This is a genomic window from Jongsikchunia kroppenstedtii DSM 45133 (genome assembly GCF_000380485.1).
Classification (GTDB): Bacteria; Actinomycetota; Actinomycetes; order Mycobacteriales; family Mycobacteriaceae; genus Jongsikchunia; species Jongsikchunia kroppenstedtii.
The window spans coordinates 147757-171748 of record NZ_AQYG01000044.1 but is presented as its reverse complement, the minus strand read 5'-3'; the positions used below and the strand labels follow the sequence as shown (position 1 = coordinate 171748).

Below are 23992 nucleotides of genomic sequence, written 5' to 3'. Positions count from 1 at the left end.
TTGATGCTCACCAGATTTCGACCGGTGCGGTACCGATCTTGTACCAGCCGGGCAGCCGCCCCTTGGTCGCCCGCTGGATCCGCATGTTCATCCCGTCGCTCAACGCGCCGTCGGTGATCATCTCCATGAACAGCGCGGTGACGTTGCCGAAGTCGAAGAAGTCCCGCTGCCATTCCCACATGAAGTTGCCGCCGTAGCGGAACCAGCTGCCGCCGATGCCATTCACCATGTAGTGCGACCCGTCGGCGCGGGTGGCGTCGGAGATCTGCTTCCAGAAGCCGATCATGTCGCCGGTGCGCTCGTCGACGACCCACTTCTGATACGGGTAGGTCCACCCCTCCAGTCCGTCCATCTCCTGGCCGATCGCCAGATCGCGGATCTCGTCGCGACCCACGGCCATGAACTCCTCGGTGGGACCGTAGTTCCAGCCGTAGGTGGCGTCCTCGGTGTAGAACTCGGCGAGCGGCCGCCAGTCGCCGGCCTTCTCGACGTCGGCGTTGGCCTTCTCCCACCGGACGATCATCTCGTCCAGTTCGGCACGATCAAACGACATGTGTTGGTCCTCTATTGTTAGTCATCTTCTTGGACGATCGACAGAGCTTGGGTCGGGCAGAAGCGCACGGCGCGCTCCAGGTCGGGACGCAGGAAGTCATCAACCGGGTTGTCCAGCAACTCGACGGTGTCCCGTTGTGCGGCAAAGACGTCCGGCGCCTCGAGCTCACACATGCCGTGGCCTTGGCACAGATCGAAGTCGACTATCACCCGGATCATTGCGCTAACTCCTCACGCGCTTGCGGTAGCGCACCCGACAGGGTTGCTGCAGCTGCACCACCATCTTCGAATGGTCATTGCGGTAGCTGTCGGACGGTTGCGCGAGCTCGAATTCATAGTCCTGCAACAGAACCGAGAAGATCGCCTTGAGCTGCATCATCGCGAATGCCGCGCCGACGCAGCGGTGTCGGCCGGCGCCGAACGGGATCCAGGTCCAGCGATTGACCAGATCCTCGGCCCGCGGCTGCAGGTTGCGCTCCGGCTCGAAGTCGTCCGGGTTCGGGAAGTCCTCGACGAGCCGGTTGCTGATGGCCGGCGAGACCGCGACCGTCTGGCCCTTGCGGATCTCGAAATCGCCGATCTCAATGTCGTTCTGCGCCACCCGCATCAGCACGATCAGCGGCGGATGCAGCCGCAGGGCCTCCTTGATAGCGGCCTCCAGCTTGGTGATCTGCCGCATCGCGCCGAAGCTGTATTCCGTTCCGTCGGCATACAACTCGTCGAGTTCGGCGACGATTCCGGCGAGGTAGTCGGGGTGCCGCAGCAGCTCGATGAGCGTCCATGCCGCGGTACCCGAGGTGGTGTGATGTCCGGCGAACATCATCGAGATGAAGATGCCGGTCACGACGTCGGCGCTGAACCGCAGGTTGCCTTCCTCGTCGCGGACCGACACCAGGATGTCCAGGAGATCGCGGTCCTCGTCGGTGGCCGGGTTGTCGATGCGGGTCTGCATGATCTCGCTGACCAGCTCGACGAGCCCTGCGCGGGCGGCGTCGCGGCGACGGAAACTCTCGATGTCCGCGTGCGCATCGACGTAGGCGATCGGGTCGGTGCCCTTCTCCAGATCGTGATACAGCGACGCGAAGCGCGAGTCGAGCTGCTCGCGGAACTTCTTGCCCACCAGGCAACTCGAGGACGTGTAGATGGTCAGCTCGGCGAAGAATTCAAGCAGGTCGATCTCGCCCTCGTCGCCCCAGTCGGCGATGATCCGCTGCACCTCGTCGGGAATGGTCACCGCGTGCTGCTTCATGTGCGCGCCCTTGAGCGCCTGATTGTGCAGCATCTCGCTGCGCCGCTCCGGGCTGGCGTCGAACACGACGCCCTCGCCGAAGATCGGCGTCATGAACGGGTACGCGGCGGCCTGGTCGAGGTCCTCCTCCGCGGCGCGGAAGAACTGCTCGTTCGCCTCGGCACCGGAGAGCAGCACCACTTCCCGATCGGCGAGCTGGAACATGCCGGCGTCGCCGCATTCCTCGCGCACCCGCCAGAACAGGCCGATCGGATCGGTGGCCAGCTCATCCAGGTGGCCGTGTTCGCCTTCGCCGCCGGAGACCCGGCGCGGGGTGGTCAGCGTGGTCATTTCTTCTCCTCGGTACTGCTGACATCAGGGGTGACGATGGGGGCCTCCGGCTGCACTTCCACCATCGACAGATGGCTGCCGCGAGGGGTGTTCACGACCGCCGATACCGCGGCGGCAAGATCCTCCGGCGCCAGGAAATTCGAGTGCCGGATGTGTCCCCACTTGCGCCAGTCGTCGAGCAACGGCCCCACGGTTTCCGGGTCGAAGTTCATCCCCATCCCGGTCAGCACCTGACCGGGACGCACGGTCGACACCCGGACCCCGGTGCCCTCCAGCTCGGCCTGCAGGGCCTGCACCATCGCCTCGACGCCGGCCTTGGCCGCGACGTAGGGCCCGAGCCGCATGCGCGGAACCTTGACCACATCGGAGCCGATGAAGACGAAGTCGCCGCGGGTGCGGGACACCATCCCGGGGACGATCGCTCGGTACAGCCGCTCGGCCCCGATCAGATGCACATCGACCTGTGCGGCAAAGGTTTCCGGGTCCATCTCGTGGGTCTTGCCGGCCGCCAGATCGCCGGCGCCGGATACCGCCACCTCGATGGGTCCGAGCGCGGCCTCGGCCGACTTCACGAACTGGACAACCGAATCGGGCTTGGTCACATCGAGTTCCAGCGCCACCGCCTCACCGCCGGCCTCATTTATCTTGGCCGCCAGCGCCTCGATCTTGTCCACGCGGCGCGCGCCGAGCGCGACCGGAAAGCCCTGAGCCCCGAGCAATTCCGCGGTCGCGGCGCCGATCCCCGACGACGCGCCGGCGATGATCGCCGGACGCCGCTGCGGGTGCGGCTCGAACTTGGTCGTGCTCATCGGGTACTGACCTCCATCGGAAGTTCGGCGAAACCGCGGACATTCACCGAGTGCACTCGGTGCGCACCCGCGATATCGATCTCGAATCCCTTGACCGTCTTGGCTATTTCGGTCAGAGCGATGTTCGCCTCGAGTCGCGCGAGATGCGCCCCCAGGCAAAAGTGCGTGCCCATCCCGAAGCTCACGATCGTCTGGCTGCTGTCGCGGCCCAGCCGGTACACGTCGGGCTCTTCGAAGACTTCACGATCGCGGTTGGCCGATCCCAGGAGCAGCAGCACCCGATCGCCGGCCGGGATCGTCACGCCGCGGAACTCGACGTCTTCGAGTACCCGGCGCAGCAGCATCTGCGTCGAGTTGTCGTAACGCAGCGTCTCCTCGGTCCACTCGGTGGCCCGAGCCGGATCGGCCAGCGGGATCGCCAGCTGGTCCGGATTGCGCCATCCCCAGTACATCGCGTTGGCCAGCAGCTTGGTGGTGGTCTCATTGCCGGCGACGATCATAAGGATCATGAAGCCGATGATCTCGTCGTCCGTCAGCCGCGTCGGTTCGCCTGACTCGTCGGGCATCTCGGCCTCGATGAGGGCCGACACCAGGTCGTCGCCGAGGTTCCGTTTGCGGTCGGCCAGCAGCTCGCGATAGTAGGTGTTCAGTTCCAGATAGGCGGTGACCGCTTCCGGCGGCACATCGAACACGCCCTCCTCGCGGTGCACCAGCAGATCCGAGGCCCGGCGCAGCTGGCCCCGGTCGGCGACGGGAACACCCAGCAGTTCGGACACCACATCCATCGGGAGGCGGCCGGCGAAGTCGTGCACATAGTCGAAGCTGCCGCGCTGCAGGCACTCGTCCCAGTGCTCGTGGGTCAGCTCCGTGATCCGCGTCGACAGCTCCGAGATGCGTTTGGGGGTAAAGCCTTTGGAAACCAACTTGCGCATCCGCATGTGTTTCGGGTCGTCCAGCGCCAGGAACGACATCGCGAAATGCGCGTTCTCGTTGTAGGACGCCGGGTCGATCGAAACACCCCAGCTGTTGGACAGCCGCACGTTGTCCCGGAAGCCGGCTCGCACGTCGTCGTGACGGGCGAGGGCCCAGAAGTCCTGCGCCACATTGTGATAGATCGGCGCCTCGGCGCGCAGCCGCTCATACGTCGGATACGGATCCTCGTGGATGCGGTAGTCGTACGGATCGAACGGGATCCGATCCTCGGTGACGACCTCAATGGCATTCGTCATGCGTTCTCCAACAACAGTGTTGCCGACTGGGCCAGCCGATCGGCGATGTGTTCGTATGTGACATAACCCATCCCGGCGGTCATCAACGCGCCGGAGTACAGCATTTCCAGGGACTCGACCAACAGACCGTCGATGTCCTCGGGGTCCGCGGGGTTGAGCGCCTGGGCCAGCTTCTGCCGGATGAGCACGCCGATCTTGATCCGCAGATGCTCGACGTCCGGGTCGGACCCGAGCAGCGCGACGGTGACGGCGTGCGCGAATTCGGTCTCACCGGCCACCAGCAGCGACACCTGGCGCAGCACCGAGACCACCCGGTTGGTGCGCTTCTGCTTGGGATTCGGGGCATCCACCGACTCCGCCAGCCGACGCCAGAACGCCTCGGCCACCAGGTGATTCTTGGAGCTGAAGTAGGTGTACGCCGTTGCCGGAGCGACGCCCGCGCGCTTCGCGACGAGCCGGACGGTCAGCGCCTCGAAGCCGTCCTCACTGATCAGTTCGACCGCCGCGGTGGTCAGGCGAGCGACGGTGTCGGCCTGGGTCGCGGTGAGCCGACGCCGCGTGGATTCGTGCGCGATCGGGGTGGACATGTCGACGACGGTATCGTACTTTTGAACTCGAGTCCAGACACGTGTCTAGACAGGTTTCGAACAGCGAGACATCGATGAAACGAGGAGCGCAGCGGTGACCCTGGAGCCTTCACAATCACTGAGACCAAGCGACAGTTCCGATCTGCTGATCGGCGGCAAACTCGTCCCCGGCTCCGGCGGGAGCTACGACGTGATCAATCCGGCGACCGAAGAGGTCATCGGCGGGGCCGCCGAAGCCACGTCCGCCGACCTGGACGCGGCCATCGCCGCGGCCCGCACGGCCTTCGACACAACCGACTGGTCGAGCAATCACGCCAAGCGCGCGGCGGCCCTGCGTCAGCTGAGCGCCAAGCTCACCGAGCACCTCGACGAGCTGCGGGAACTCACGATCGCGGAAGTCGGCGCGCCACGAGTACTCACCAACGGACCGCAGTTGGCCGGGCCGATCGCCGACCTGAACTACTTCGCCGATCTCGCCGAAAGCTACGAATGGAAGAGCTCCCTCGGCCAGGCCTCGCCGATGGGTATCGCGTCCGACCGGGTGATCCGCAAGGAAGCGGTGGGTGTCGTCGGCGCCATCACCCCCTGGAACTTCCCGCATCAGATCAACTTCGCCAAGATCGGTCCGGCACTCGCGGCCGGCGCGACGATCGTGCTCAAGGCCGCCCCGGACACCCCGTGGTGCGCGGCGCTGGTCGGCAAGGTGATCGCCGAGGAGACCGACATCCCGCCCGGTGTCATCAATATCATCACCGGTACCGATCATCAACTGGGAGCACAACTCTCGGCCGATCCGCGTGTCGACATGGTGTCGTTCACCGGGTCGACGGCGACCGGAAAGAAGGTGATGGCCGCGGCCGCCGAGAACCTGACCCGAGTGTTCCTGGAGCTCGGCGGCAAGTCGGCATTCATCGTCCTCGACGACGCCGATCTGAACACCGCCTGCTCGATGGCCGCGATCAACGTCATCACCCATGCGGGCCAGGGCTGCGCCATCCCCACCCGGCTACTCGTACCGCGGGAGAAGCTGCAGGCGGCGATCGACGCCACCCGCGGCACGATGGGCGCACTCGGCGCGAACGACCCCAACGAACCCGGCACCATGTGCGGTCCGCTCATCTCGCAGCGACAGCGGGCGCGCGTCGAGGATTACCTGAAGCTGGCCGTCGAAGAAGGCGGCACCATCGAATGCGGCGGCGGCCGACCGGCGGACCGCAAGCGCGGCTACTTCATCGAGCCGACGCTCATCTCGGGTTTGCCCAACTCCTCCCGGGTCGCGCAGGAGGAGATCTTCGGCCCGGTGCTGGTGATCATCCCGCACGACGGCGACGACGATGCCATCGCGATCGCCAACGACTCCCCCTACGGACTCTCCGGCGCCGTCTGGGGCACCGACCCCGACCGTGTCGAGAAGGTCGTCGCCGGGGTGCGGACCGGGACACTCGGCGTCAACGGCGGCATCTGGTACTCCGCCGACGTGCCGTTCGGTGGCTACAAGGCTTCCGGCATCGGCCGCGAGATGGGCGTCGCCGGCTTCGAGGAATATCTCGAGACCAAGGCCGTCGCCTACAAGGCGTGAACAGCTTCAACCATCGTCAATCACTCATAAACCAAGGAGCACAGTGACCATTCCGGAAAAAACAGGGCGTTTCCAGGACAAGACCGCGATCGTGACCGGCGCCGCCGGCGGCATCGGCGAGGGCTATGCCCGGGCCCTCGCGGCCGAGGGCGCCACCGTCATCGTCGCCGACCTGAACGAGGCGGGCCAGGCCGTCGCCGATGACATCGGCGGCACCTTCATCAAGGTCGATGTGGCGGACGAGGATTCGGCCAAGGCCATGGCCGCGGCGGCCGTCGAGAAGCACGGAAAGATCAACTATCTGGTGAACAACGCCGCCATCTACGGCGGCATGAAGCTGGACTTCCTCACCACGGTCCCATGGGACTATTACAAGAAGTTCATGTCGGTCAACCTCGACGGTGCACTCAACGTGACCCGCGCCGTCTACAAGCACATGCCCCGCGGCAGCGCGATCGTCAACCAATCCTCCACCGCCGCATACATGTACAGCGGCTTCTACGGGTTGGCGAAGGTCGGCATCAACGGCCTCACCCAGCAGCTGTCGGTGGAACTCGGCGGGCAGGGCATCCGCATCAACGCGATCGCCCCCGGCCCGACCGACACCGAGGCGACCCGCACCAGCACCCCCGAGGCCATCGTCAAGGACATGGTCAGCAAGCTGCCGATCGCCCGCATGGGCACCCCGGCGGATATGGCCAACATGCTGCTGTTCCTGCTGTCGGACGACGCCAGCTGGATCACCGGGCAGATCTTCAATGTCGATGGCGGACAGGTATTCCGGCCGTGACCGAACAAAGTGACAGCAACGAGCAGGGCGATCAGGTGCGGCCCGTCGCCTTCATCGGGCTCGGCATGATGGGTGCGTCGATAGCCGACAAACTCGTCGACTGGCCCGGCGGGCTCCGCGTCTGCGACGTCAACCCCGACGCGCTGACTCCGTTCACCGACAAGGGGGCGACCGGTTTCGCGAGCGCCGGCGAGGCGGCCCGCGGCGCCGCCGTGGTGTCGATCGTCGTGCTCAACGATCAGCAGGTGCGGTCGGTGGTCGAGGACATCCTGGCCAGCCGGGGCGAGTCGGATGCGCCGCAGGTCATCGCGATCCATTCGACCATCCATCCGCAGACGGCGATCGATCTCGCCGAACTCTGTGCCGCACAGGGGGTTCTGCTGGTCGATGCACCGGTGTCCGGTGGCGCCGTCGCGGCAAAGGAAGGCCGGCTCGCGGTGATGATCGGCGGTACCGACGAGGCCTTCGCGGCGGTGAGCGAGCCGTTCGGCACCTTCGCCGAGTTGGTGATCCATGCCGGTCCCGTCGGGTCGGGCACCAAGATGAAGCTGGCCCGCAATCTGCTGCATTTCATCTCCTTCACCGCCGTCACCGAGTCGCAACGACTGGCCGAGGCAGCCGGGGTGAGCCTCGTGGATCTCGGAAAGGTGGTGCGGCACACCGATTCGATCTCCGGCGGCGCCGGCGCGATCATGCTGCGCGACACCACCGCGCCCATCGCGCCGGACGACTTCTGGCACGGCGTCTTCACCCATGTGCGCAACCTGGGCGAGAAGGATCTGTCGCTGGCGCTCGCGCTCGGCGACGAATTGGCCGTCGGTCTGCCGCTGACGGCATTGGCGTACGACAACCTCGGAATCGGACTGGGAGTAGGAGCGGGACACGATGAGTGACAACTCAGGAAACGCCGGCACGGGGCGCAGCGAGCAGCGCCAGCGCGGCCTCGAGATGATGGGCAAGGTCTACGGGTTCGACCAGGCCGACGGGACCGGCGACTACTTCGCGCACACCGTCGACCATGTCTTCGGCGAGGTCTGGTCGCGCGAAGGCCTGACCATCCGCGAACGCCGGCTGCTGCTGTTCGGCGCGGTCGCCGCCACCGGGCAGTGGAACATCGCCGAGGTGCAGGCGGGAGCGGCCCTCGCGAACGGCGAAGTGACTCCCGAGCAGTTGCACGAGATCGCGCTCTTCCTCTGCTATTACGTCGGCTGGCCGATGGGGACGCAGCTGGAGATGACCTTCGGCAAGGCCATCTACAAGCAGAAGAAGGCGCAGAAGGAGAAGGAAGCCCAGCAGGGCTAGCCGCTACCTGTTTCCAACAGCAGCGGGCATTCGCGACACCGAAATGCTGTCGCGAATGCCCGCTGCTGTTGGAAACGTGCTGGCTTGACGGGCTATCGAGCCGCGGCCGCCTCGCGCGCCGCGATCCGGGCACGCACCTCAGGTCGCCGCAGCGGCGGCACCGTCTTCGGCGGCTGCCGCCGCTCGGGCAGCGCGTCGAGCATCTCCGTGGTCGCCTTGGTGACGATCCGTGCGGCTTTCTCCAGCGCGGCTCGATTGGCGTCCGACGGTTTGGTGATCCCGCTGACCTTGCGGACGTATTGCCACGCCGCGGCGCTGATCTCCTCGTCGGTGGCCGCCGGCTCCAGGCCGCGCAGCTCGGTGATGTTGCGGCACATGATGACTCCTCATATCAATCTGCTAGCTGGTGATCAGCTGGACGATCCGGCGAGGTTGACGGAGGCCCGCAATACCGCCTTTGTATGCGGCACTTCGTCATAACGCGGCCGGTCGTACAGCTGGCACCAGCTAGTCGGCGATCGAGATGATCGCCTTACCCTTCACTTTGCCGTCGGCGAGATCGGCGATCGCCTGCGGCACTTCCTCGAGCGCGTAGCGCACGTTGACCGGCGGCCGCAGCCCGTCGGCGATCATGGCGTTGAGCGCCTCCTGGATGCGGCCGACCTCCGCCATATCGGTCCGGACCCATTCGCCCCACGCTGCGCCCATGACAGCGATGTTGCGGAACAGGATCCGATTGATCTTCACCGTCGGAATGCCGCCCGCGGCGAAGCCGATGACCACATAGCGACCGCCCCGCTTGGTCTGCCGCAGCGCCTCATCGAAGACGTCGCCGCCGACCGGATCCATCACCACCTCGGCCCCGGCGCCACCCGTCAGTTCCTTGACCTTGTCGCCCCAGCCCTCCTCGAGCTGCACAACGTGATCGGCGCCCAATTCGGTCAGCATGTCGGCGGCACCGGTGCGGTGCACAGCGGCGATCACCTTCGCCCCCATGGCCTTGGCCACCTGGATGGTCGCGACTCCGATGCCGCCCGCGCTGCCGAGCACCAGCACTGTTTCATCCGGTTGCAGGTCAGCACGGATCTTCAGCGCGAAATAGGCTGTCTGATAGTTGATCCCGAGCGCAGCGCCCTCATCGAAGGTCAGCTCCGGCGGCATCGGCAGCATCATCTGCGCCGGCGCGATCGTCTTTTCCGCAAAACCTCCGAGCACGGTCGTCAGCACTCGATCGCCGACCTTGACCGCGGTCTCGCCATCGGCCACCGCCGACACCACACCCGCCACCTCGGTCCCGGTCACGAACGGCAATTCCGGCCGCAGCTGATACTTGCCCTGGGTCATCAGCACGTCGGGAAAACACACACCGCATGCCTTCACATCGACCACCGCCATGCCGGGCTGCGGGACCGGATCGGGCCGCTCCTGCAGCTGCAATCCGTCGGGGCCGATTTCTTCCGTCAATACCTGTGCACGCATGATTTGCACATTACGCCGAACGGTCGCTCGGGTCAGGAGAGCGGCATTTCCGTAGCCAGCAGTTCCTCGGGGATGCCGAACGCATCCACCAATGTCCGCGCGTGCGGCCGCAACTCCGCACAGAGTTCGTTGACCCCACGCCGAATCGCCTTGGCCCGCTCCACCGAAACCATCCGGTAGCTGAGGTACCAGCTCAGGTGCTTCTCCAGCGTCGCGTACACGTAGAGGTCGCAGACGCGGCGCAACAGGTCCTTCGCAGGCGCCTCCTCCATACCGTGCAAGGCGTCGACGAAGGCCTCCAGCGCCACGCGTTCGGCATGCGCCTCGCCGACGGCGATGATGTGATCCTGGGCATTGTTGAAGACCTCGAACGCGTCCTCGTCCGGCTCATTCGCCCGGCGCATGCGCTGCGCCGCCGATCGCAGCAGATGATCTTCGCGCTCACCGAGCATCCGCAGCTGCACGCCGCGCTTGGTCAGTTCACTCTCTTCGAAGTTCTCGTCGGAGTCGTCCAGCAGCGTCTGCACGATCTGCCGCGCCGCTGACTTCTCCAGGAACGTGCTGCGCGCCGTGTCGGCGACGAACCTCGCCCAGCCGGCGGCGTTCAGACCATGCATCTCCTCGGCGAAGGCCGTCAGTTGCTCCTTGGCCACCAACTGCGTCAGTACCAGATTGTCTCCCTCGAACGTGGTGAAGACGTCGTGGTCGTCACGAATGGTCGACAGCTGGTTGGCCGCCAGATAGCCTGCGCCACCGCAGCATTCGCGGGCGGTCTGGATCGCGTCGGCCGAATGCCAGGTCGCGGCTGCCTTGTTGCTGGCCGCCTCGGCCTCGAGCTGACGTTGGCGCACCTGGTCGACCTCGGTGCTCGACTGGACCTCATGCAGCTCGGCAACCACCTCGTTCTGTCGGAGCGCGAAGGCGTAGCTCCGCGCCAGCAGTGGCAGCAGCCGACGCTGATGCATCCGGTAGTCGAGAAGCAGGCTCTCGTCTCCGGTGGACGGATCCTCGAACTGCCTGCGCCCCAACCCGTACCGGATGGCGATGGTGAGCGCCTTGCGCGACGCAGCGCCGCTGGCCGCACCGACCGCCACCCGACCGCGAATGAGCGTGCCGAGCATGGTGAAGAACCGCTTGTTGTCGTTCTCGATCGGCGATACGTAGGTGCCGTCCGGCTCCACGTCGGCGTAACGGTTGAGCAGCGCGGTCCGCGGCACCCGGACCTGATCGAACATGATGCGACCGTTGTCGACCGAACGCAGTCCGCCCTTGTAGCCGCAGTCGGAGGTGGTCACGCCCGGCAGATCGGCACCGGCGTCATCGCGGATCGGCACGACGAAGCAGTGCACGCCGCGGTCTTCCGGCTCGGCACCCGGAGCGGCGGTGATCAGCTGCGCGAAAACCGCTGCGACCCGGGCATGTTCGGCAGCACCCCCGATGTAGTCCTTGCGTGACGACGGCGTCGGCGAATGAATGACGAATTCCTCGGTCGCCGCGTCATAGTGCGCGGTCGTCTCCAGCTGCTGAACGTTGGAGCCGTGACCGGTCTCGGTCATCGCGAAACAGCCGAGCACCGACAGGTCGATGAGCCCGGGGACCAGCCCGAAATGCCGCTCCGTGCCCAGCCCCGCTACGGCACCGCCGAACAGCCCCCACTGCACACCCGCCTTCACCATCAGCGACAGGTCGGCGTAGCCGAGCATCTCAATCGCGGTGATCGACGCCCCGACATCGCCGGTACCGCCCTGCTGCGGGGTGAACCCCGGCTTGGGCACCCCCGCTTTGGCCAGCACCTGCAGCTGACCGAGTACCCGATCTCGCGCTTCCTGCATGGTGAGCGACGGGTCCGGCAGCCAGGACGAGTCGGCCAGCTCGTCGCGAGCCTGGTCGCGAACGCTCCCCCACCGGCCGTCCAATACGGCCCGCAGCGCAGCCGCGAGGTCGGAGTCCGTCACCGTGTCGTCGATCGCAGAATCGGTCATGAGACCCGACAGTAGCCGGATCGGGCGCTATCCGCTGGCGCCTGCCTGGAGTCGTCCTTCCAGCGCGTGAACCCCCGCGTCATACAAGAACTTTCGCGCCCGCCCCCATTTGCGCTCCAGCCGGTCCGGGTCGTCGTCGACGAATCCGGCGACGGAGATGCCACGCATGGTGTCCATGGCGGTGAAGACGAAGTCACGTGCGGTCTTGCGGTCGGCATGCTCGGGGATGCGCTCCGAGACCGCGGCGACGATCGTCTTCGTCACCGACTCTTCGAATTTCGCGATCTCCGCGGCCAGTGCCCGGTCGGTGCGACCCGCGGTCCACAGCTCGATACTCGCGGCATGCACCGGGCCGCGATGGATCTCCCAGAGAAAGTCGAGGGTCATGCCGACGGGATCGCTCTCGTATTCGGAGATCGCATCGATCCGCTGCAGCACCTCCTCGACACGCTTGCCCGCCAGATGCTGAACCGCCGCGACGACCAGGTCGGCCTTGGATCCGAAGTGATGCACCTGGGCGCCCCGGGTGACACCGGCCTTTTCGGCGACCCGAGGCGTGGTGGTACCGCCGTAGCCGTACTCGATCAGACAATCGACGGTCGCGTCGAGCAGCCGCGCACGCATCTCGGCACTGCGTTCGGCCTGCGTACGGCGGGTTCGTTGGGCTGGCACCCGGCGATAGTAGCATTTACATACACAGCTGTATGCGAATAGTCCCGCTGTGCCGGAGTACGAGATTGCGACACACCAGATCGGCGTCGCGCTGCTGCGATACTTGCGTGAACACCATACTCGTCACCGACCCGATTCCTGGTCTCCGAACGCTCACCCTCAACCGGCCCCACAAGCTCAACACCCTCACCCGTGAACTCGTCGCCGAGCTCAACGACGCGCTGACGGATACCGAGTCCGCCGACGAGATCCGTGCGGTCGTGATCTCCGGTGCCGGACGCGCCTTCAGCGCCGGGCTGGATCTGAACGGATACGGCGATGACTACGGCGCGCGCTACGGAACCACCCGCGGCGACATGATCCGCCAGCGCGAGATCGCCGCGCTGATCATGCGGGTGCACGAGCTGCCCATGCCGGTGATCGCGGCGGTGCACGGACCCGCGGTGGGCGCCGGCCTGGCGCTCGCACTGGCCGCCGACATTCGCATCGCGTCGCCGGACTCGATCTTCTCGGTCGCGTTCATCCGTGCCGGCTACTCCGCGTGCGACCTGGGTTCGTCGTGGTTGCTGCCGCGCATCGTCGGTGCGGGCCATGCGCACGAACTCATGCTCACCGGACGGCGTTTCGATGCCGCCGAGGCCGAGCGCATCGGGCTGGTGTCGGCGGTGGTCGACGATCTCGCCGGCGCCTGCGAGAACAAGGCGCGCGAGATCATGGCGAATCCGCCGTTTTCCGTCGAGCTGACCAAGGTCGGGATGTGGCAGGGAGTCGAGGCCGGATCACTGCGCGCAGCGATCGAGTTCGAGAACCGCAATCAGGTGATCACCTCGGCGACCGCGGACCGCGTCGAGGCCACCGCGGCATTCCTGGAACACCGGGAGCCGAACTACTCCGGACGATGATCCGGTGTCTTCGACCAATCATGCTGTCGCAGAACATGCTTGAGGACTTTCCCGGTCGGATTACGCGGCAGCTCGTCGAGGATGTGAACCGAGCGCGGGCGCATGAATCCGGCCAGCCGGGATCGCGACCATTCGAGGATCTCCGGCCCGGCGACGTCGGCATCCGACCTCAGAACGACGGCAGCGGTCACCTCCTCGCCCCATTTGTCATGTGCGACACCGAATACCGCGACCTCGGCGACAGCGGAATGCTCGACCAGAACCCGCTCGACATCGGCCGGATAGACGTTCTCACCGCCCGTGATGATCATGTCCTTGAACCGATCGGTGATGTACAGATAGCCATCGGCGGTGAGATGGCCCGCGTCGCCGGTGCGCAACCAGCCGTCCGGGGTGTGCAGCCGCGTGGTCTCGTCCGGCATCCGCCAATACCCCGCCGCGCATTGCGGAGACCGAACCCAGATCTCGCCGGTCTCTCCCGTCCCGAGTCGCGTGCCGTCGTGGCCATGAACCTCGAGCTCGACCCATGGATACGGTCGGCCGACCGATCGTAAGAGGTCTCCGTGATGATCCTCGGGATCCAATTGCACTATGCCACCGCAGCTCTCGGTCAATCCGAAGATCTGAATCAGGGGTGCATCGAAGACGTCGATGGCGGCCTGCAGCAGCGGCCGGCTGATCGGCGCCGAGCCGTAGACGATGCTGCGCATCGCGCCGTAGTCGCGGTCGGCGACGTCCCGAACCGACAGCAGCATCTGCAGCATCGTCGGCGCGACCAGCATGTTGGTCACCGAGTATTCGCCGAGCAGGTCGAGGAACGCGGGCGGATCGAACTCCGAGACCACCACACAATGTCCGCCGGTGAGTAGCGCGACCAGCCCCCAGGCCGAACCACCCATGTGAAAGAAGGGCATCGCCGCAGCCGTGACCGAACCTGCCTCGAGGCGCCAGTATCGACCCGCCCGCATCAGGTAGCCGAGGTTGCGGTGTTCGATCACCACGCCCTTCGGCGCGCCCGTGGTGCCCGACGTATAGAACTGGATGACCGCGATATCGCTTGTCGGGACGAATGATTCGGGCCCGCCATGCGCGCCCGACCAGGCATCGCGCCAGTGCGCGTATTCGTCCCCGAACACGACTCGGAGCCCCACGTCGACCGCCGCGGCGACGAAGTCGTTCTCGACGAACGCCACCGATGCTCCGCTGTCGGCGATGAGCCCCGCGATGTCGGAGGCGGGCAGCCGCCAGTTGATCGACGCGAGCACCGCACCGACCCGCGCGCACCCGAACAGGATCTCGAACCACTCCCCGCGGTTGCGGGAGATGTGCACGACCCGGTCTCCCGGCCGGACCCCGGCGGCCCGCAGGCCCGCCGCCACCTGTTCGGACCGGTCGAGCAGCTCCCCGTAGGTCACCGACTCGTGGTGACAGGACCATGCGGGCGCGTCGGGACGACCGGCGGCGAGTACGCGCAGGGCGTGGTCGAGGGTGAAGTCCGTGGCCGTCCCCGGCATTCGACTCGTTCCGCCACCAACCGCGTCGGCACCGGCCTGTGCCATATCGCCGGTCTGCGTCATATCGCCAGCCTGGGTCATGTCGCCAGCCTGGACCCGGTCGGCGCGCTTCGAATGTCGCGGTTTGCGACAAGCGCTTCCGACACCCTGTCAGCAACCTCTTGACACCCTGTCAGTAGAAGGCGCACGATGGCCTCACAAGGAGGCCCCGATGATTGAACAGACCCTCGAGCCGCACCTCGTCTCGACCCAGACGAGCGCGATGGAACAACTGATCGCGCAAGCTCGACGGCGCTGCGTCCACGATCGGATGTCGCCCGATGTCGCCCGCCCGACTCCCGGGGCGGCGGATGCCGGGAACTCCAGGCTCCGCGACATCGCGGCGGCGCTGCTGGCGGAGCGATCCGCCGACATCGCCTGGACTCGGGGCGTCGTGGTGCTCACCGACTCCGACGGAGTCGTCATCGACTCCTGCGGTGATTCACCGGCCGTCGGCGAACTCCTCGAGCGGATCGGCTGCCGCGTCGGGATGTCGATGGCCGAGACCGACGCCGGGGCCTCGAGCTTCTCGACGCTCGTCACCGGCCAACCGATGTATGCCTGCGGCGCAGACCATTTCGCGACGTGCATGCAGCCGCTCGCGTCGGCCGGCACCGCGATCCGCCACCCGCAGACGCGTCGGGTCGTCGGCAGCCTGCACCTGCTCACCGATGCGATCGACGGCAACCCCATGGCACTGTCCTGGATCACCGAGCTCGTCCGCGAGCTCGAACGCGAACTGGCGGATGCCGCCGCGCGACCCGAACGGATGCTGATGGAACGCTACCTGCGCGAGAACCGTGACAGCCGGCACGCGGTCGTGGCGATCAGCGGTCAGACGATCGTCACCAACGCCGCCGCGGCGCGGCTCGTCGGCATCGAGGAACAGCTGGTGCTCTGGGACCGCGCCCGTGAGCTCACTGCGGCGCAACGCGAAACGGAATCCCGGATCGAGGTCGGCCGGGGCCGGACGATGCAGGTGCGATTCGTTCCGGTGTTCGATGGCACCAGCGTGGTCGGGATGATCTTGCGACTACGTCGAGTGACGCGCACCGGCGTGCAACGGGCCGAGCCGCTGTCGGGCCTGATTGGCGCCGGCGCGGCCTGGCGGGATCTCTGCGACAACGTCGCCGACCTGTCGGGGTCGTCGATGCTGCTCGTCGGCGAGCCCGGGGTCGGCAAGACCACGATCGCGACCTGTCTGGGCGGCACCGCACCCGTCGTCGATGCCGCCGACGCCCATCCGGGCGGGCTGTCCGACTGGCTGACGCGGGTTCAAGACCATATCGATGCCGTGCCAGCGACTCTCGTACTCGCCCACGCCGATCTGGTGCCGCCGGCGATCGCGCCTGCTCTTGCCACCCTGCTCGGCGACGCGATGCAGCGAACCCGGGTGATCGCGACATCGAGGGTGGCGCCCCACCGCGGGCCCGGAGCCGACGAGATACTCGGATTGTTCCCGGCGACCGTCGTCGTGCCGCCACTGCGCGATCGGTTCGAGGACCTCGCCGCGATCGTGCGCGAATTGACCCGTCGCTATGTCTCCGCCCACCCGGAGCGCGACGGGGTGCAGTGGATGACCGACGCGCTGCAGGCGCTGTCGCGCGGCGACTACCCGCGCAATCTGACGTCCCTGCAGCAGTTGGTCTTCGGCGTGCTGCAGAGCACCACCGCGAGCTATATCGGGCTGCGCGACCTGCCGACCGGTGCCGTGATCGGCGCGAGCCGCAAACGACTGGTGGGACTGGACCGGGTGGAGGCCGCCGCGCTGCTGCAGGCCCTGCGCGACGCTCGCGGCAACAAGCGCAAGGCGGCCGACGCACTCGGCATCGCCCGGTCGACGCTCTACCGTAAAATGAGCGCTCTGGGAATCGATTTCGATACAGCAACGGCATGAATGAGCAATGACTAAGGCCGCGGCCGGGCGCCGCAAACCCGTCCAGACGCGGACTCGGCTCGATGCCGACGACCGTCGCGAACAGATCGTCGACGCGGCGCGACGACTATTCGCCGACCGCCCCTACGAACAGGTGTCGACGGCCGACGTCGCGAAGGCAGCCGGGACGACCCGCACGAACGTCCTGTACCACTTCTCCTCCAAGCGCGAGCTCTTCATCGCCGCGCTGAGCCGATTCGCCACCGTGCCCAACGAGATCGGGTACATCCGCGGCACCACGGCGGCCGAGCGCGTCGAATCGTTCTTCGACAATTGGCTCGTCGTGATCGAACGCAACAAGGAGGCGTTCATCGCCATGCTCCGTGCGTCCACGAGCAGCGACGCCGAGGTCGCCGGCCTGCTTTCGGACAGCATGCGCGAATGGGAAGACCGGTTGATCGACATCGTGGGTATGGACATCGACGATCCGGTTCATCGCGCGTCCATCCGTTGCTATCAGGCGCTCATCACCTCGGCCACTGCGGCCTGGCTCGAGCGTGGCGAGCTCGACCGAACCGACGTCCACCGCATGCTGTCGTCAGCACTGGTGGCTCTCGCGCAATCACCGACGTCTGGTAGCCGGCCCGGTTAACCGCACATCGCCTATTCGACGGTCTCCAGATCGACCATCGCCGTCGCGATCCGGCCGGTGAGTTCGCGTGCGAGCGCCTCCGGCTGCATCGCCGGAAATCCCTTCGGCGGGAACAGTGTCGGCGCCCACATCATCAGGGCGCCCACGATCTGCGATCGGTAGTGGTCGACGAGTTCTCCGAAGCGCAGCGCGAATCCACTCTCCTGCAAGTACAACGCCAGCAGGTCATGTTCCCACTCGTGACGTTGATCGATGGTGAGCAGGGTGGTCATCGCATAGGCGAGGTCCCGAGAGAAGTGTCCTGCCGAAACACACTGCCAATCCAGCAGTCCCGCCCGGTCATCGATCAGATACCAGTTCGCCAGGTGAGGGTCGCCGTGCAGCAGCGTCGGCGGCAGCATCCGATGCACCGCCACCGAATCGAGCCCCGCTCGCCACAGGTCGTCGGCCGACAACGACGGCGGGCACAGATCCGATTGCGCGAAGCGGTTCATCGCGGCCCGGACGTTCGCGATCGACAGCGTGGACTCCCACCACTGCCGGTAGGTCCGCAGCCCGCGGCCGTCGATGCGGCCGGCGAACGTTCGGTGCAGGCGCGCCAGCAGCACCACCGCGTTCTCGGCCTGAACCCTGGTGAGAATCGTTGAGACATCAGGAAAGACGATCTGCGGATTGTCCCGAGCAAGGTCTTCGATGAGGTGGATCGCCCGCCAGGTGACCGGGTCGGTAGCCGAATAGATCCCCTGCGGCACCTCGGCATCACCGAGATCGGGGCGCAGGTCTCGATAGAACGTCGCCTCGAATTCCGCGACCGGCGAGTTCGTCAATCGGGTCTTGAAGGTGGCCGCCGATTTGACGAAAACCGTTGCCGGACCTTTACTGCCCTGCGCGTAGTCGAGCAGCAGTCGACCGCGTTCGCTGGTCCCGGAGCTCACCGGCAGGTATTCGAAGTCCCGGACCTTCTGGCCGAGGGCTCCGCAGAGCCATTCGCGGGTGATCGACTCCGGCCGGGGCGGCACGACCGCAGGATCGGTCACGCGGTGCACCAGTAGCCGATCCCGCGCGGCATACGTCCCGGCCCGAAACCCGGCGGTCACAATCCATTTCAGATCGGGCTTGATCTGATTCAACGATTCGGTCGATGCGTCCACAGCGGTTCTCCAGGAGATTCGATCAGTCGACCGGCACGAAGTGAGCGATGTCCAGAATGTGTCCGGTGCGGTTCGGTGCCCACACGGCGCGGACTCGACGGCTTACCAGGTCGCTGGTCGACTCCGCGGCGGACAGATCGATCCCCGACAGCCAGTGCATGAGAAGCGTGGACGCGCCGTCCAGCCGGATGCCGGCGATCGCATACGGCGGCTTCGGCCCACCGGTGAATCCGAGTTGCGCGACGGTATACGCCTCGACGACCCCTTCCGTGGGGAGTTCGATCCAGTCGTCGGTCGGCTCGAAACAGGATTCGCAGTACGCCTGGGGTGGAACGGAAACCCGGCCGCAGACGGCACACGAGGTGGCCAGGATCTTCTGATCGATCAGGCCCGCCATGAATCGGCCCCACGTCGCACCGAGGTGGATGTCATAGGTGAGATCCCAATGCACGGTCTCGGTGACGGGCGGGGCCGGCTCGCTTCCGTCGCGGACCCGCTCGGTGGGAAGCGTCGTCATCGGTCTCCTCGTTTCTGGTCGACGGCATCGGAGGCAGCGGCCTCGAAATTCAGGGCCTCGAAGATGGCCAGGTTCTCGAACTGGAAGAAGGTTCCACCGGTGCCTTGTGCCAGTGCCCGCCGGACGTGCGGCACCTGGATCTCTGTCGGCGCGTCGCCCATCACCTGCAGTGCCGCGTAGGCGAATGGGGCGAGTTCACCGGCGATGCCGCCATTGGTGCATTTCGGCCCCCCGGACGGATTCACCGGCATGCGGCCGTCACGATCGGTGGCGCCAGACCTGATCAGGTCTATCCCGCCGCCGGGCGGGGCCAGTCCGAGCGCCTCGAGCTGCATTGGCTGCATATGCACGTAGGGCGCGAACACCTCGGCAACATCGAATTCCTCGATCGGGTTCCGGATATCGGCCAAGGCATACACTCGACGCGCGAGCGTCGCGAGATTCTGCAGCTCGGCGAAATCGCCTTTGCCGCCACCGAGATACGGGTCCGACGACATGCCGATCGCCTTGATCAGTGCGGGTCTAACCCGCGTATCCGCGTCATCGTCGGCGCGGCCGACGATCATCGCGGCCGCCGACGTCGACACCGGACACACCATCGGCTGCGTCAACGGCGAGGACAGCTCGCGGCCCGCCAGTACCTGGTCCTCGGTCATTTCATACCGCAAGTGCGCATTGGGGTTACGGAACGCCTTGCGATGATCCGCCACCGCGACCGCGGCGAAATCACGCCGAGTGACGCCGAAGCGGCGCGCGTACGCGGTCGCCGCGAACGCACCCATGTGATACGCGCCCATGCCCAACGGCTGCTCGATGATCATCGGCGAGTTGGTGTTGATCGCGGCCTGCAGATCGCGTGCGCCGAAGAAGGTCGGGCCACCGAGGCACAGCACGCGTCGATGAGTTCCGCTGCGCACCATGCGCGTTGCCACCTGCAGCAGGTTTCCGCCCGTGGTGCCGCCGGTGTTGACGGTCACCAGCGGCACGCGATCGCCGATCCCCAGCAGCCGGGTGACGTACTTGCCGGCAAGCGCCGTGCCCTCGAAACCGTCGATACTGCCGGTGACTACCGCGTCGATGTCATCGGGCCGTATACCGCCGTGCCGCAACGCGCTGCGGGTGGCATCGCCGCACAACTCGACGGTCGACCGGGTCTGTTGGCGGGCCGAGGTGGCCGGCGTGATGCCCACTCCGATCACCGCCGCCCGATACCGGGCCGGAGCCGTCGTCCGGGGCGTCATCGTCGTCATCACACTGCCTCCGCTACCAGCACCGACGCATCCTGCGACACCAGCCCCGTGACGGTGTCGACAGAATGCGCGACGCCGAGCCGACCGGGCTCGTCGAGTCGGTCCATGACCTCGATCAATCGCAGTCCCCCGTTGGCGATTCCCGGATAGTTGCTGAGCAACCCACCGCTCGCGTTGACCGTCGCCGCACCGTCGACCGACAGGCCGGCCCGCACCGGAGCGTCCAGGGCCGCGGTCGCGGCGGAGTACTCCGCCACCGACACTTCAGCCGCCGGGTCGGCGACACCGGCCTGCGCGTACGCGAGTTCCGCAGCCCGACGCGTCGGCCCGGCCGGGTCCTGCAGCCAGTCGCCGTCCCAGGTGTATCCCCCGGTGGCCGAGGCGAATCCGCGCAGCCGCACATCTCGGCCGATGCAGCGGCCGGCCCGAGCCGGCGACGCCAGCACCAGCGCGACGGCGCCCGCCGAGTGCGCCGGCAGCATCAGTTCCCGCAGCGGCCGATGAATCGGCAGCGACGCCAGCACGTCGGCGGCATCGACCCGGTCGGCTCGCATCGCCCGCACGCCGGACGCGCCGCGGCATATCGAGTCGGCCGACAGCGCCGCCAGCTCGTCCACCGTGGTTCTGCCGTCGGCGATCTCGCGGCTCGCATGGAGCCCGAAACTGGCTTCCGCGGTCATCCCCACCGGGCGAGCGAAGTGCGGGTCGAAGCCCAGGTTGCTGACCGCTTCCAGGAATTCCCGACGGTTGCCCGCGCGGTTCTCCGGGTTGTGCACGCCGACGGCCACGGCAACCTCCATGTCGCCTGAGGAGATCGCCTGCGCCGCAGCGATGATCGCCGCGCCCATGTCGGCCTCGACCCGGAACGAATCGACCAGGTAGCCGCCGCTCGCCGACGTCGTCAGGCCGCTGGAGATCGACCGGCCGTCGTAGGCGTCGAGAGACGCGAGCACGGAGATACCGATGTCGGCCTTGCGAAGTCCGCATTCGCGCAGCGCGTGATAGACCGCGTCGAACACCAGCTCGTCCAGCATCGCGTCGTGCTCGGAAACGAACTCGGTCGTCGCCGCACCCACGACATGCGCCGGCGGCACCTGCTGAGGAATTGCCATGGCCCGAAATTACGGCGCGACGATCCGGCTCGGATGTCCCGGAACGGAACAGTCCAGCACGGCCCTGGCAGGCGGCCGTCCGGTTGCCACTGCGTCATGCCGACGGACCCCGGGCGAGGAGACGAAGCGACGCCGAGGCCGGCCGTCACATGATCCACGTGACGGCCGGCCTCATACCGCAGCGCCGGGCCGATCAGGCCCAACGCCCCGCGTCGTTGTCCCAATCCAACGACTTGTTCTGATCAGCAACCACGACAATCGATTCCGGTGGGGTGAAGCGGTCGCCGTAGCGGGCCGCCAGCTCGCGGGCGCGCTCGACGAAGCCGCCTACCGAACCCGGATAGCCCTTGATGTACTGGACCGCACCGCCGGTCCAGGCGGGAAAGCCGATGCCCAGCACCGAGGCGACATTCGGCTCCGCGGTCGACGACAGAATTCCTTCGTCGAAACAGCGCGCCGTCTCGAGCGCCTCGGAGAACAGCAGGCGTTCCACCATGTCCTCGAACGGCACGTCGGCGTCGGCGCCGAAGTGCTCGGCGAGGCCCGGCCACAGACCGGTCCGACGGCCGTCCACGTAGTCATAGAAGCCGGCGCCGCTCGATCGGCCCGGCCTCTCGAACTCATCGATCATCCGATCCATCACCGGCTCGGCAGGATGGACGACCCACGGCGTGCCTGCCGCCTCGAAAGCCGCCTTCTTCTCCCGGCGCACCTTGCGGGGCAATGTCAACGTGGTCTCGTCGATGAGCTTCAGCGGCGACACCGGGTAGCCGGCCTTCAACGCGGCGCGTTCGACCGATGCCGCCCGGCAGCCTTCGCCGACCATCGCCAGAGTCTCGTCGATATACGACGTGATCACTCGGCTGGTGTAGAAGCCGCGACCGTCGTTGACCACGACCGGATTCTTTCCCAGCTGGATGCCGAGATCGACTGCGCGAGCAATTGTCTCGTCTGCGGTGTCCACGCCTCGAATGATCTCGACGAGCGGCATTCGGTCGACGGGTGAGAAGAAGTGCATCCCGCACAGGCCCTCGGGGCGGTCCAGAGCGGTCGCGAGGGAGCCGATCGGCAGCGACGACGTGTTCGACGCGAGCAGCGCGTCCGTCCCCGCATGCTTCACGGCCTCTCGCAGGATGTCCTGCTTGAGCGCCGGATCCTCGAAGACCGCCTCGACCACCGCGTCGCAACCCGCGAAGTCGCTGAGCGTGTCGGTCGGCACGATCCGGGCGAGCAGCTCGTCGGCGGCGTCCTGCGTCAGGGCGCCCTTGGCGATCGACTTCTCGACCAGCTTGACCGCGTACCCTTTGCCCTTCGCCGCGGCCTCGGTCGACACATCCGACAGGACGACGTCGATACCGCGGCGCGCGCCCTCATACGCCAGCCCGGCGCCCATCATGCCGGCGCCGACCACGCCCAGGCGCTTCACCACGAATCGGTCGAAGCCGTCCGGCCGCGACGCACCCGACCGCACCTTCTGAGTGTCGGCGAAGAAGTTCATCATGTTCTTGGCGACCTGCCCGGTCGCCAGCTGAGCGAAGTAGCGCGACTCGACGACGCCCGCCGACTCGATGTCGAGATGCGAGGTTTCGACCGCGGTCGCGAGGATCGCGGCCGCGGCGGGCGCCGGGGAACCACCAGTTCGCGCCCGCAGCCGGGCGGTGAGCGGGCCGGCCATCGCGGCGACGGCGGGGTCGTTGATCGTTCCGCCCGGCACTCGAAATCCCTTGCGGTCCCAGGGCTGGGCCGGCTCGGGCCCGCTCGCGATCCAGGCCTTGGCGGCACCGATCAGCTGGTCGGGGGCGACGACTTCGTCGATCAACCCGAGTTCGAGTGCCGCTTCGGGACCGTGACGCTGACCGGCCAGCAGCACCGACTCGAGCGCTGCGACCACGCCGAGGAGACGCACCGAACGAACGATGCCGCCGCCACCGGGCAACAGACCGAGCGTCACCTCCGGTAGCCCGATCACCGTTCCGGACGCGTTCGCGGCGATCCGCCGATGACACGCCAGCGCCAGCTCGAGGCCGCCGCCCAAGGCAGCGCCGTTAATTGCCGCGACGACCGGGATTCCGAGTTTCTCCAGTCGGCGCAGCAGGCTTTTGATCGCGATGCCGGATGCCTCTAGGCGCGCAGCGTCCTCGGGGGCGAGCCGCATCATCTCGAAGATGTCGCCGCCGGCGAAGAAGGTCTTCTTGGCAGACGTGATGATGACGCCGGACAGCTTCTCTCGCTCGCTCTCCAGCCGGTCGACGACATCAGCGAGCGATGCGGTGAACTCATCGGTCATGGTGTTCGCCGACCGTCCCGGCGCGTCCATGGTCAGGATGGCGACGTCGCCGTCGGTCTCCCAGCGAATATATGTGTCGACGTCGTTCGTCGTCATTATGCTCAATCTCCCTGTGGTGGTCTGGAATCGGGT

Annotated in this window: 23 protein-coding genes; 7 read left to right on the top strand and 16 right to left on the bottom strand. The window is 66.6% G+C overall.

Annotated features, from left to right (window positions below; translation table 11 throughout):
- Positions 1–7: 7 nt before the first annotated feature.
- Genes G341_RS0108575 through G341_RS0108550 form a run of 6 tightly spaced genes read right to left on the bottom strand, consistent with a single transcriptional unit; the run spans position 8 to position 4756 of the window.
- On the bottom strand, positions 8–553 hold the full coding sequence (locus G341_RS0108575) for a hypothetical protein (protein WP_018178712.1): 546 nt from the start codon (positions 551–553) through the stop codon (positions 8–10).
- A 17-nt stretch (positions 554–570) separates the two neighbouring features.
- Positions 571–768 carry a ferredoxin gene (locus G341_RS0108570; protein ID WP_026303423.1) on the bottom strand — a complete coding sequence of 66 codons (198 nt, stop codon included), beginning with the start codon at positions 766–768 and terminating at the stop codon, positions 571–573.
- Positions 769–775: 7 nt separating this feature from the next.
- Positions 776–2131, bottom strand: a complete 1356-nt coding sequence (locus G341_RS0108565; RefSeq protein ID WP_018178710.1) for a cytochrome P450 — start codon at positions 2129–2131, stop codon at positions 776–778.
- Positions 2128–2940 (bottom strand): SDR family oxidoreductase, encoded by an 813-nt coding sequence (locus tag G341_RS0108560; protein ID WP_018178709.1) that lies wholly within the window; start codon positions 2938–2940, stop codon positions 2128–2130. Before G341_RS0108560 ends, G341_RS0108565 begins: the two co-directional genes overlap by 4 nt.
- Positions 2937–4169, bottom strand: coding sequence for a cytochrome P450 (locus G341_RS0108555; RefSeq protein WP_018178708.1), 1233 nt, complete (start codon positions 4167–4169; stop codon positions 2937–2939). The genes G341_RS0108560 and G341_RS0108555 overlap by 4 nt, the downstream gene beginning before the upstream one ends.
- Positions 4166–4756: a helix-turn-helix domain-containing protein gene (locus tag G341_RS0108550; protein WP_018178707.1), complete on the bottom strand. Its 591-nt coding sequence runs from the start codon at positions 4754–4756 to the stop codon at positions 4166–4168. Before G341_RS0108550 ends, G341_RS0108555 begins: the two co-directional genes overlap by 4 nt.
- Positions 4757–4850: 94 nt before the next feature.
- Between G341_RS0108550 and G341_RS0108545 the strand changes: the two genes are divergently transcribed.
- Genes G341_RS0108545 through G341_RS0108530 form a run of 4 tightly spaced genes read left to right on the top strand, consistent with a single transcriptional unit; the run spans position 4851 to position 8427 of the window.
- Positions 4851–6335, top strand: a complete 1485-nt coding sequence (locus G341_RS0108545; protein ID WP_018178706.1) for an aldehyde dehydrogenase — start codon at positions 4851–4853, stop codon at positions 6333–6335.
- 43 nt (positions 6336–6378) lie between these two features.
- A complete protein-coding gene (locus tag G341_RS0108540; RefSeq protein WP_018178705.1) occupies positions 6379–7125 on the top strand; it encodes an SDR family oxidoreductase in 747 nt (248 codons plus the stop codon).
- A complete protein-coding gene (locus G341_RS0108535; RefSeq protein ID WP_018178704.1) occupies positions 7122–8018 on the top strand; it encodes an NAD(P)-dependent oxidoreductase in 897 nt (298 codons plus the stop codon). Before G341_RS0108540 ends, G341_RS0108535 begins: the two co-directional genes overlap by 4 nt.
- Entirely contained in the window at positions 8011–8427 is a 417-nt protein-coding gene (locus G341_RS0108530; protein WP_018178703.1) for a carboxymuconolactone decarboxylase family protein, read from the top strand. Before G341_RS0108535 ends, G341_RS0108530 begins: the two co-directional genes overlap by 8 nt.
- A 92-nt stretch (positions 8428–8519) precedes the next feature.
- On the opposite strand, the gene G341_RS0108525 is transcribed toward G341_RS0108530, so the two are convergent.
- The 4 genes from G341_RS0108525 to G341_RS21495 all read right to left on the bottom strand — a co-directional run bounded on the left by G341_RS0108525 (position 8520) and on the right by G341_RS21495 (position 12512).
- Positions 8520–8804 carry a DUF2277 domain-containing protein gene (locus G341_RS0108525; protein WP_018178702.1) on the bottom strand — a complete coding sequence of 95 codons (285 nt, stop codon included), beginning with the start codon at positions 8802–8804 and terminating at the stop codon, positions 8520–8522.
- A 130-nt stretch (positions 8805–8934) separates the two neighbouring features.
- Complete coding sequence (locus tag G341_RS0108520) at positions 8935–9906, bottom strand: NADPH:quinone oxidoreductase family protein (protein ID WP_018178701.1); 972 nt, start codon at positions 9904–9906, stop codon at positions 8935–8937.
- 32 nt (positions 9907–9938) lie between these two features.
- The gene (locus G341_RS21500; protein ID WP_018178700.1) at positions 9939–11888 is read right to left on the bottom strand and encodes an acyl-CoA dehydrogenase family protein; all 1950 of its coding nucleotides are present in this window, start codon (positions 11886–11888) and stop codon (positions 9939–9941) included.
- Between the two features lie 27 nt (positions 11889–11915).
- Entirely contained in the window at positions 11916–12512 is a 597-nt protein-coding gene (locus tag G341_RS21495) for a TetR/AcrR family transcriptional regulator (RefSeq protein ID WP_018178699.1), read from the bottom strand.
- A gap of 155 nt (positions 12513–12667) precedes the next feature.
- Here G341_RS21495 and G341_RS0108505 point away from each other — a divergent pair, with 155 nt between their 5' ends.
- A complete protein-coding gene (locus G341_RS0108505) occupies positions 12668–13462 on the top strand; it encodes an enoyl-CoA hydratase/isomerase family protein (protein ID WP_018178698.1) in 795 nt (264 codons plus the stop codon).
- On the opposite strand, the gene G341_RS0108500 is transcribed toward G341_RS0108505, so the two are convergent.
- Positions 13447–15057, bottom strand: coding sequence for a class I adenylate-forming enzyme family protein (locus G341_RS0108500; RefSeq protein ID WP_018178697.1), 1611 nt, complete (start codon positions 15055–15057; stop codon positions 13447–13449). The genes G341_RS0108505 and G341_RS0108500 overlap by 16 nt on opposite strands.
- Positions 15058–15187: 130 nt before the next feature.
- On the opposite strand from G341_RS0108500, the gene G341_RS0108495 reads away from it, so the two are divergent.
- Positions 15188–16912: a helix-turn-helix domain-containing protein gene (locus G341_RS0108495; protein ID WP_018178696.1), complete on the top strand. Its 1725-nt coding sequence runs from the start codon at positions 15188–15190 to the stop codon at positions 16910–16912.
- 7 nt (positions 16913–16919) lie between these two features.
- Positions 16920–17543: a TetR/AcrR family transcriptional regulator gene (locus G341_RS0108490; RefSeq protein ID WP_018178695.1), complete on the top strand. Its 624-nt coding sequence runs from the start codon at positions 16920–16922 to the stop codon at positions 17541–17543.
- Between the two features lie 11 nt (positions 17544–17554).
- Here G341_RS0108490 and G341_RS23020 read toward each other — a convergent pair whose 3' ends face one another.
- From G341_RS23020 to G341_RS0108465, 5 genes are all read right to left on the bottom strand, one after another.
- Entirely contained in the window at positions 17555–18694 is a 1140-nt protein-coding gene (locus tag G341_RS23020) for a phosphotransferase family protein (RefSeq protein WP_018178694.1), read from the bottom strand.
- A 22-nt stretch (positions 18695–18716) separates the two neighbouring features.
- Positions 18717–19211, bottom strand: coding sequence for a Zn-ribbon domain-containing OB-fold protein (locus G341_RS0108480; RefSeq protein WP_018178693.1), 495 nt, complete (start codon positions 19209–19211; stop codon positions 18717–18719).
- Positions 19208–20461 (bottom strand): thiolase family protein, encoded by a 1254-nt coding sequence (locus G341_RS0108475; RefSeq protein WP_018178692.1) that lies wholly within the window; start codon positions 20459–20461, stop codon positions 19208–19210. Before G341_RS0108475 ends, G341_RS0108480 begins: the two co-directional genes overlap by 4 nt.
- Positions 20461–21573, bottom strand: coding sequence for a beta-ketoacyl-[acyl-carrier-protein] synthase family protein (locus tag G341_RS0108470; RefSeq protein WP_018178691.1), 1113 nt, complete (start codon positions 21571–21573; stop codon positions 20461–20463). The genes G341_RS0108475 and G341_RS0108470 overlap by 1 nt, the downstream gene beginning before the upstream one ends.
- A gap of 193 nt (positions 21574–21766) precedes the next feature.
- Positions 21767–23956, bottom strand: coding sequence for a 3-hydroxyacyl-CoA dehydrogenase NAD-binding domain-containing protein (locus tag G341_RS0108465; protein ID WP_018178690.1), 2190 nt, complete (start codon positions 23954–23956; stop codon positions 21767–21769).
- Positions 23957–23992 lie beyond the last annotated feature (36 nt).

What these genes read in the sequence shown, in the direction of transcription:
- G341_RS0108575 (WP_018178712.1), bottom strand. Translation starts at nt 553, where the DNA reads ATGTCGTTTGATCGTGCCGAACTGGACGAGATGATCGTCCGGTGGGAG.
- G341_RS0108565 (WP_018178710.1), bottom strand. Translation starts at nt 2,131, where the DNA reads ATGACCACGCTGACCACCCCGCGCCGGGTCTCCGGCGGCGAAGGCGAA.
- G341_RS0108560 (WP_018178709.1), bottom strand. Translation starts at nt 2,940, where the DNA reads ATGAGCACGACCAAGTTCGAGCCGCACCCGCAGCGGCGTCCGGCGATC.
- G341_RS0108555 (WP_018178708.1), bottom strand. Translation starts at nt 4,169, where the DNA reads ATGACGAATGCCATTGAGGTCGTCACCGAGGATCGGATCCCGTTCGAT.
- G341_RS0108550 (WP_018178707.1), bottom strand. Translation starts at nt 4,756, where the DNA reads ATGTCCACCCCGATCGCGCACGAATCCACGCGGCGTCGGCTCACCGCG.
- G341_RS0108530 (WP_018178703.1), top strand. Translation starts at nt 8,011, where the DNA reads ATGAGTGACAACTCAGGAAACGCCGGCACGGGGCGCAGCGAGCAGCGC.
- G341_RS0108525 (WP_018178702.1), bottom strand. Translation starts at nt 8,804, where the DNA reads ATGTGCCGCAACATCACCGAGCTGCGCGGCCTGGAGCCGGCGGCCACC.
- G341_RS0108520 (WP_018178701.1), bottom strand. Translation starts at nt 9,906, where the DNA reads ATGCGTGCACAGGTATTGACGGAAGAAATCGGCCCCGACGGATTGCAG.
- G341_RS21500 (WP_018178700.1), bottom strand. Translation starts at nt 11,888, where the DNA reads ATGACCGATTCTGCGATCGACGACACGGTGACGGACTCCGACCTCGCG.
- G341_RS21495 (WP_018178699.1), bottom strand. Translation starts at nt 12,512, where the DNA reads ATGCGTGCGCGGCTGCTCGACGCGACCGTCGATTGTCTGATCGAGTAC.
- G341_RS0108500 (WP_018178697.1), bottom strand. Translation starts at nt 15,057, where the DNA reads ATGACCCAGGCTGGCGATATGACGCAGACCGGCGATATGGCACAGGCC.
- G341_RS0108495 (WP_018178696.1), top strand. Translation starts at nt 15,188, where the DNA reads ATGATTGAACAGACCCTCGAGCCGCACCTCGTCTCGACCCAGACGAGC.
- G341_RS0108490 (WP_018178695.1), top strand. Translation starts at nt 16,920, where the DNA reads ATGACTAAGGCCGCGGCCGGGCGCCGCAAACCCGTCCAGACGCGGACT.
- G341_RS0108480 (WP_018178693.1), bottom strand. Translation starts at nt 19,211, where the DNA reads ATGACGACGCTTCCCACCGAGCGGGTCCGCGACGGAAGCGAGCCGGCC.
- G341_RS0108475 (WP_018178692.1), bottom strand. Translation starts at nt 20,461, where the DNA reads ATGACGACGATGACGCCCCGGACGACGGCTCCGGCCCGGTATCGGGCG.
- G341_RS0108470 (WP_018178691.1), bottom strand. Translation starts at nt 21,573, where the DNA reads ATGGCAATTCCTCAGCAGGTGCCGCCGGCGCATGTCGTGGGTGCGGCG.
- G341_RS0108465 (WP_018178690.1), bottom strand. Translation starts at nt 23,956, where the DNA reads ATGACGACGAACGACGTCGACACATATATTCGCTGGGAGACCGACGGC.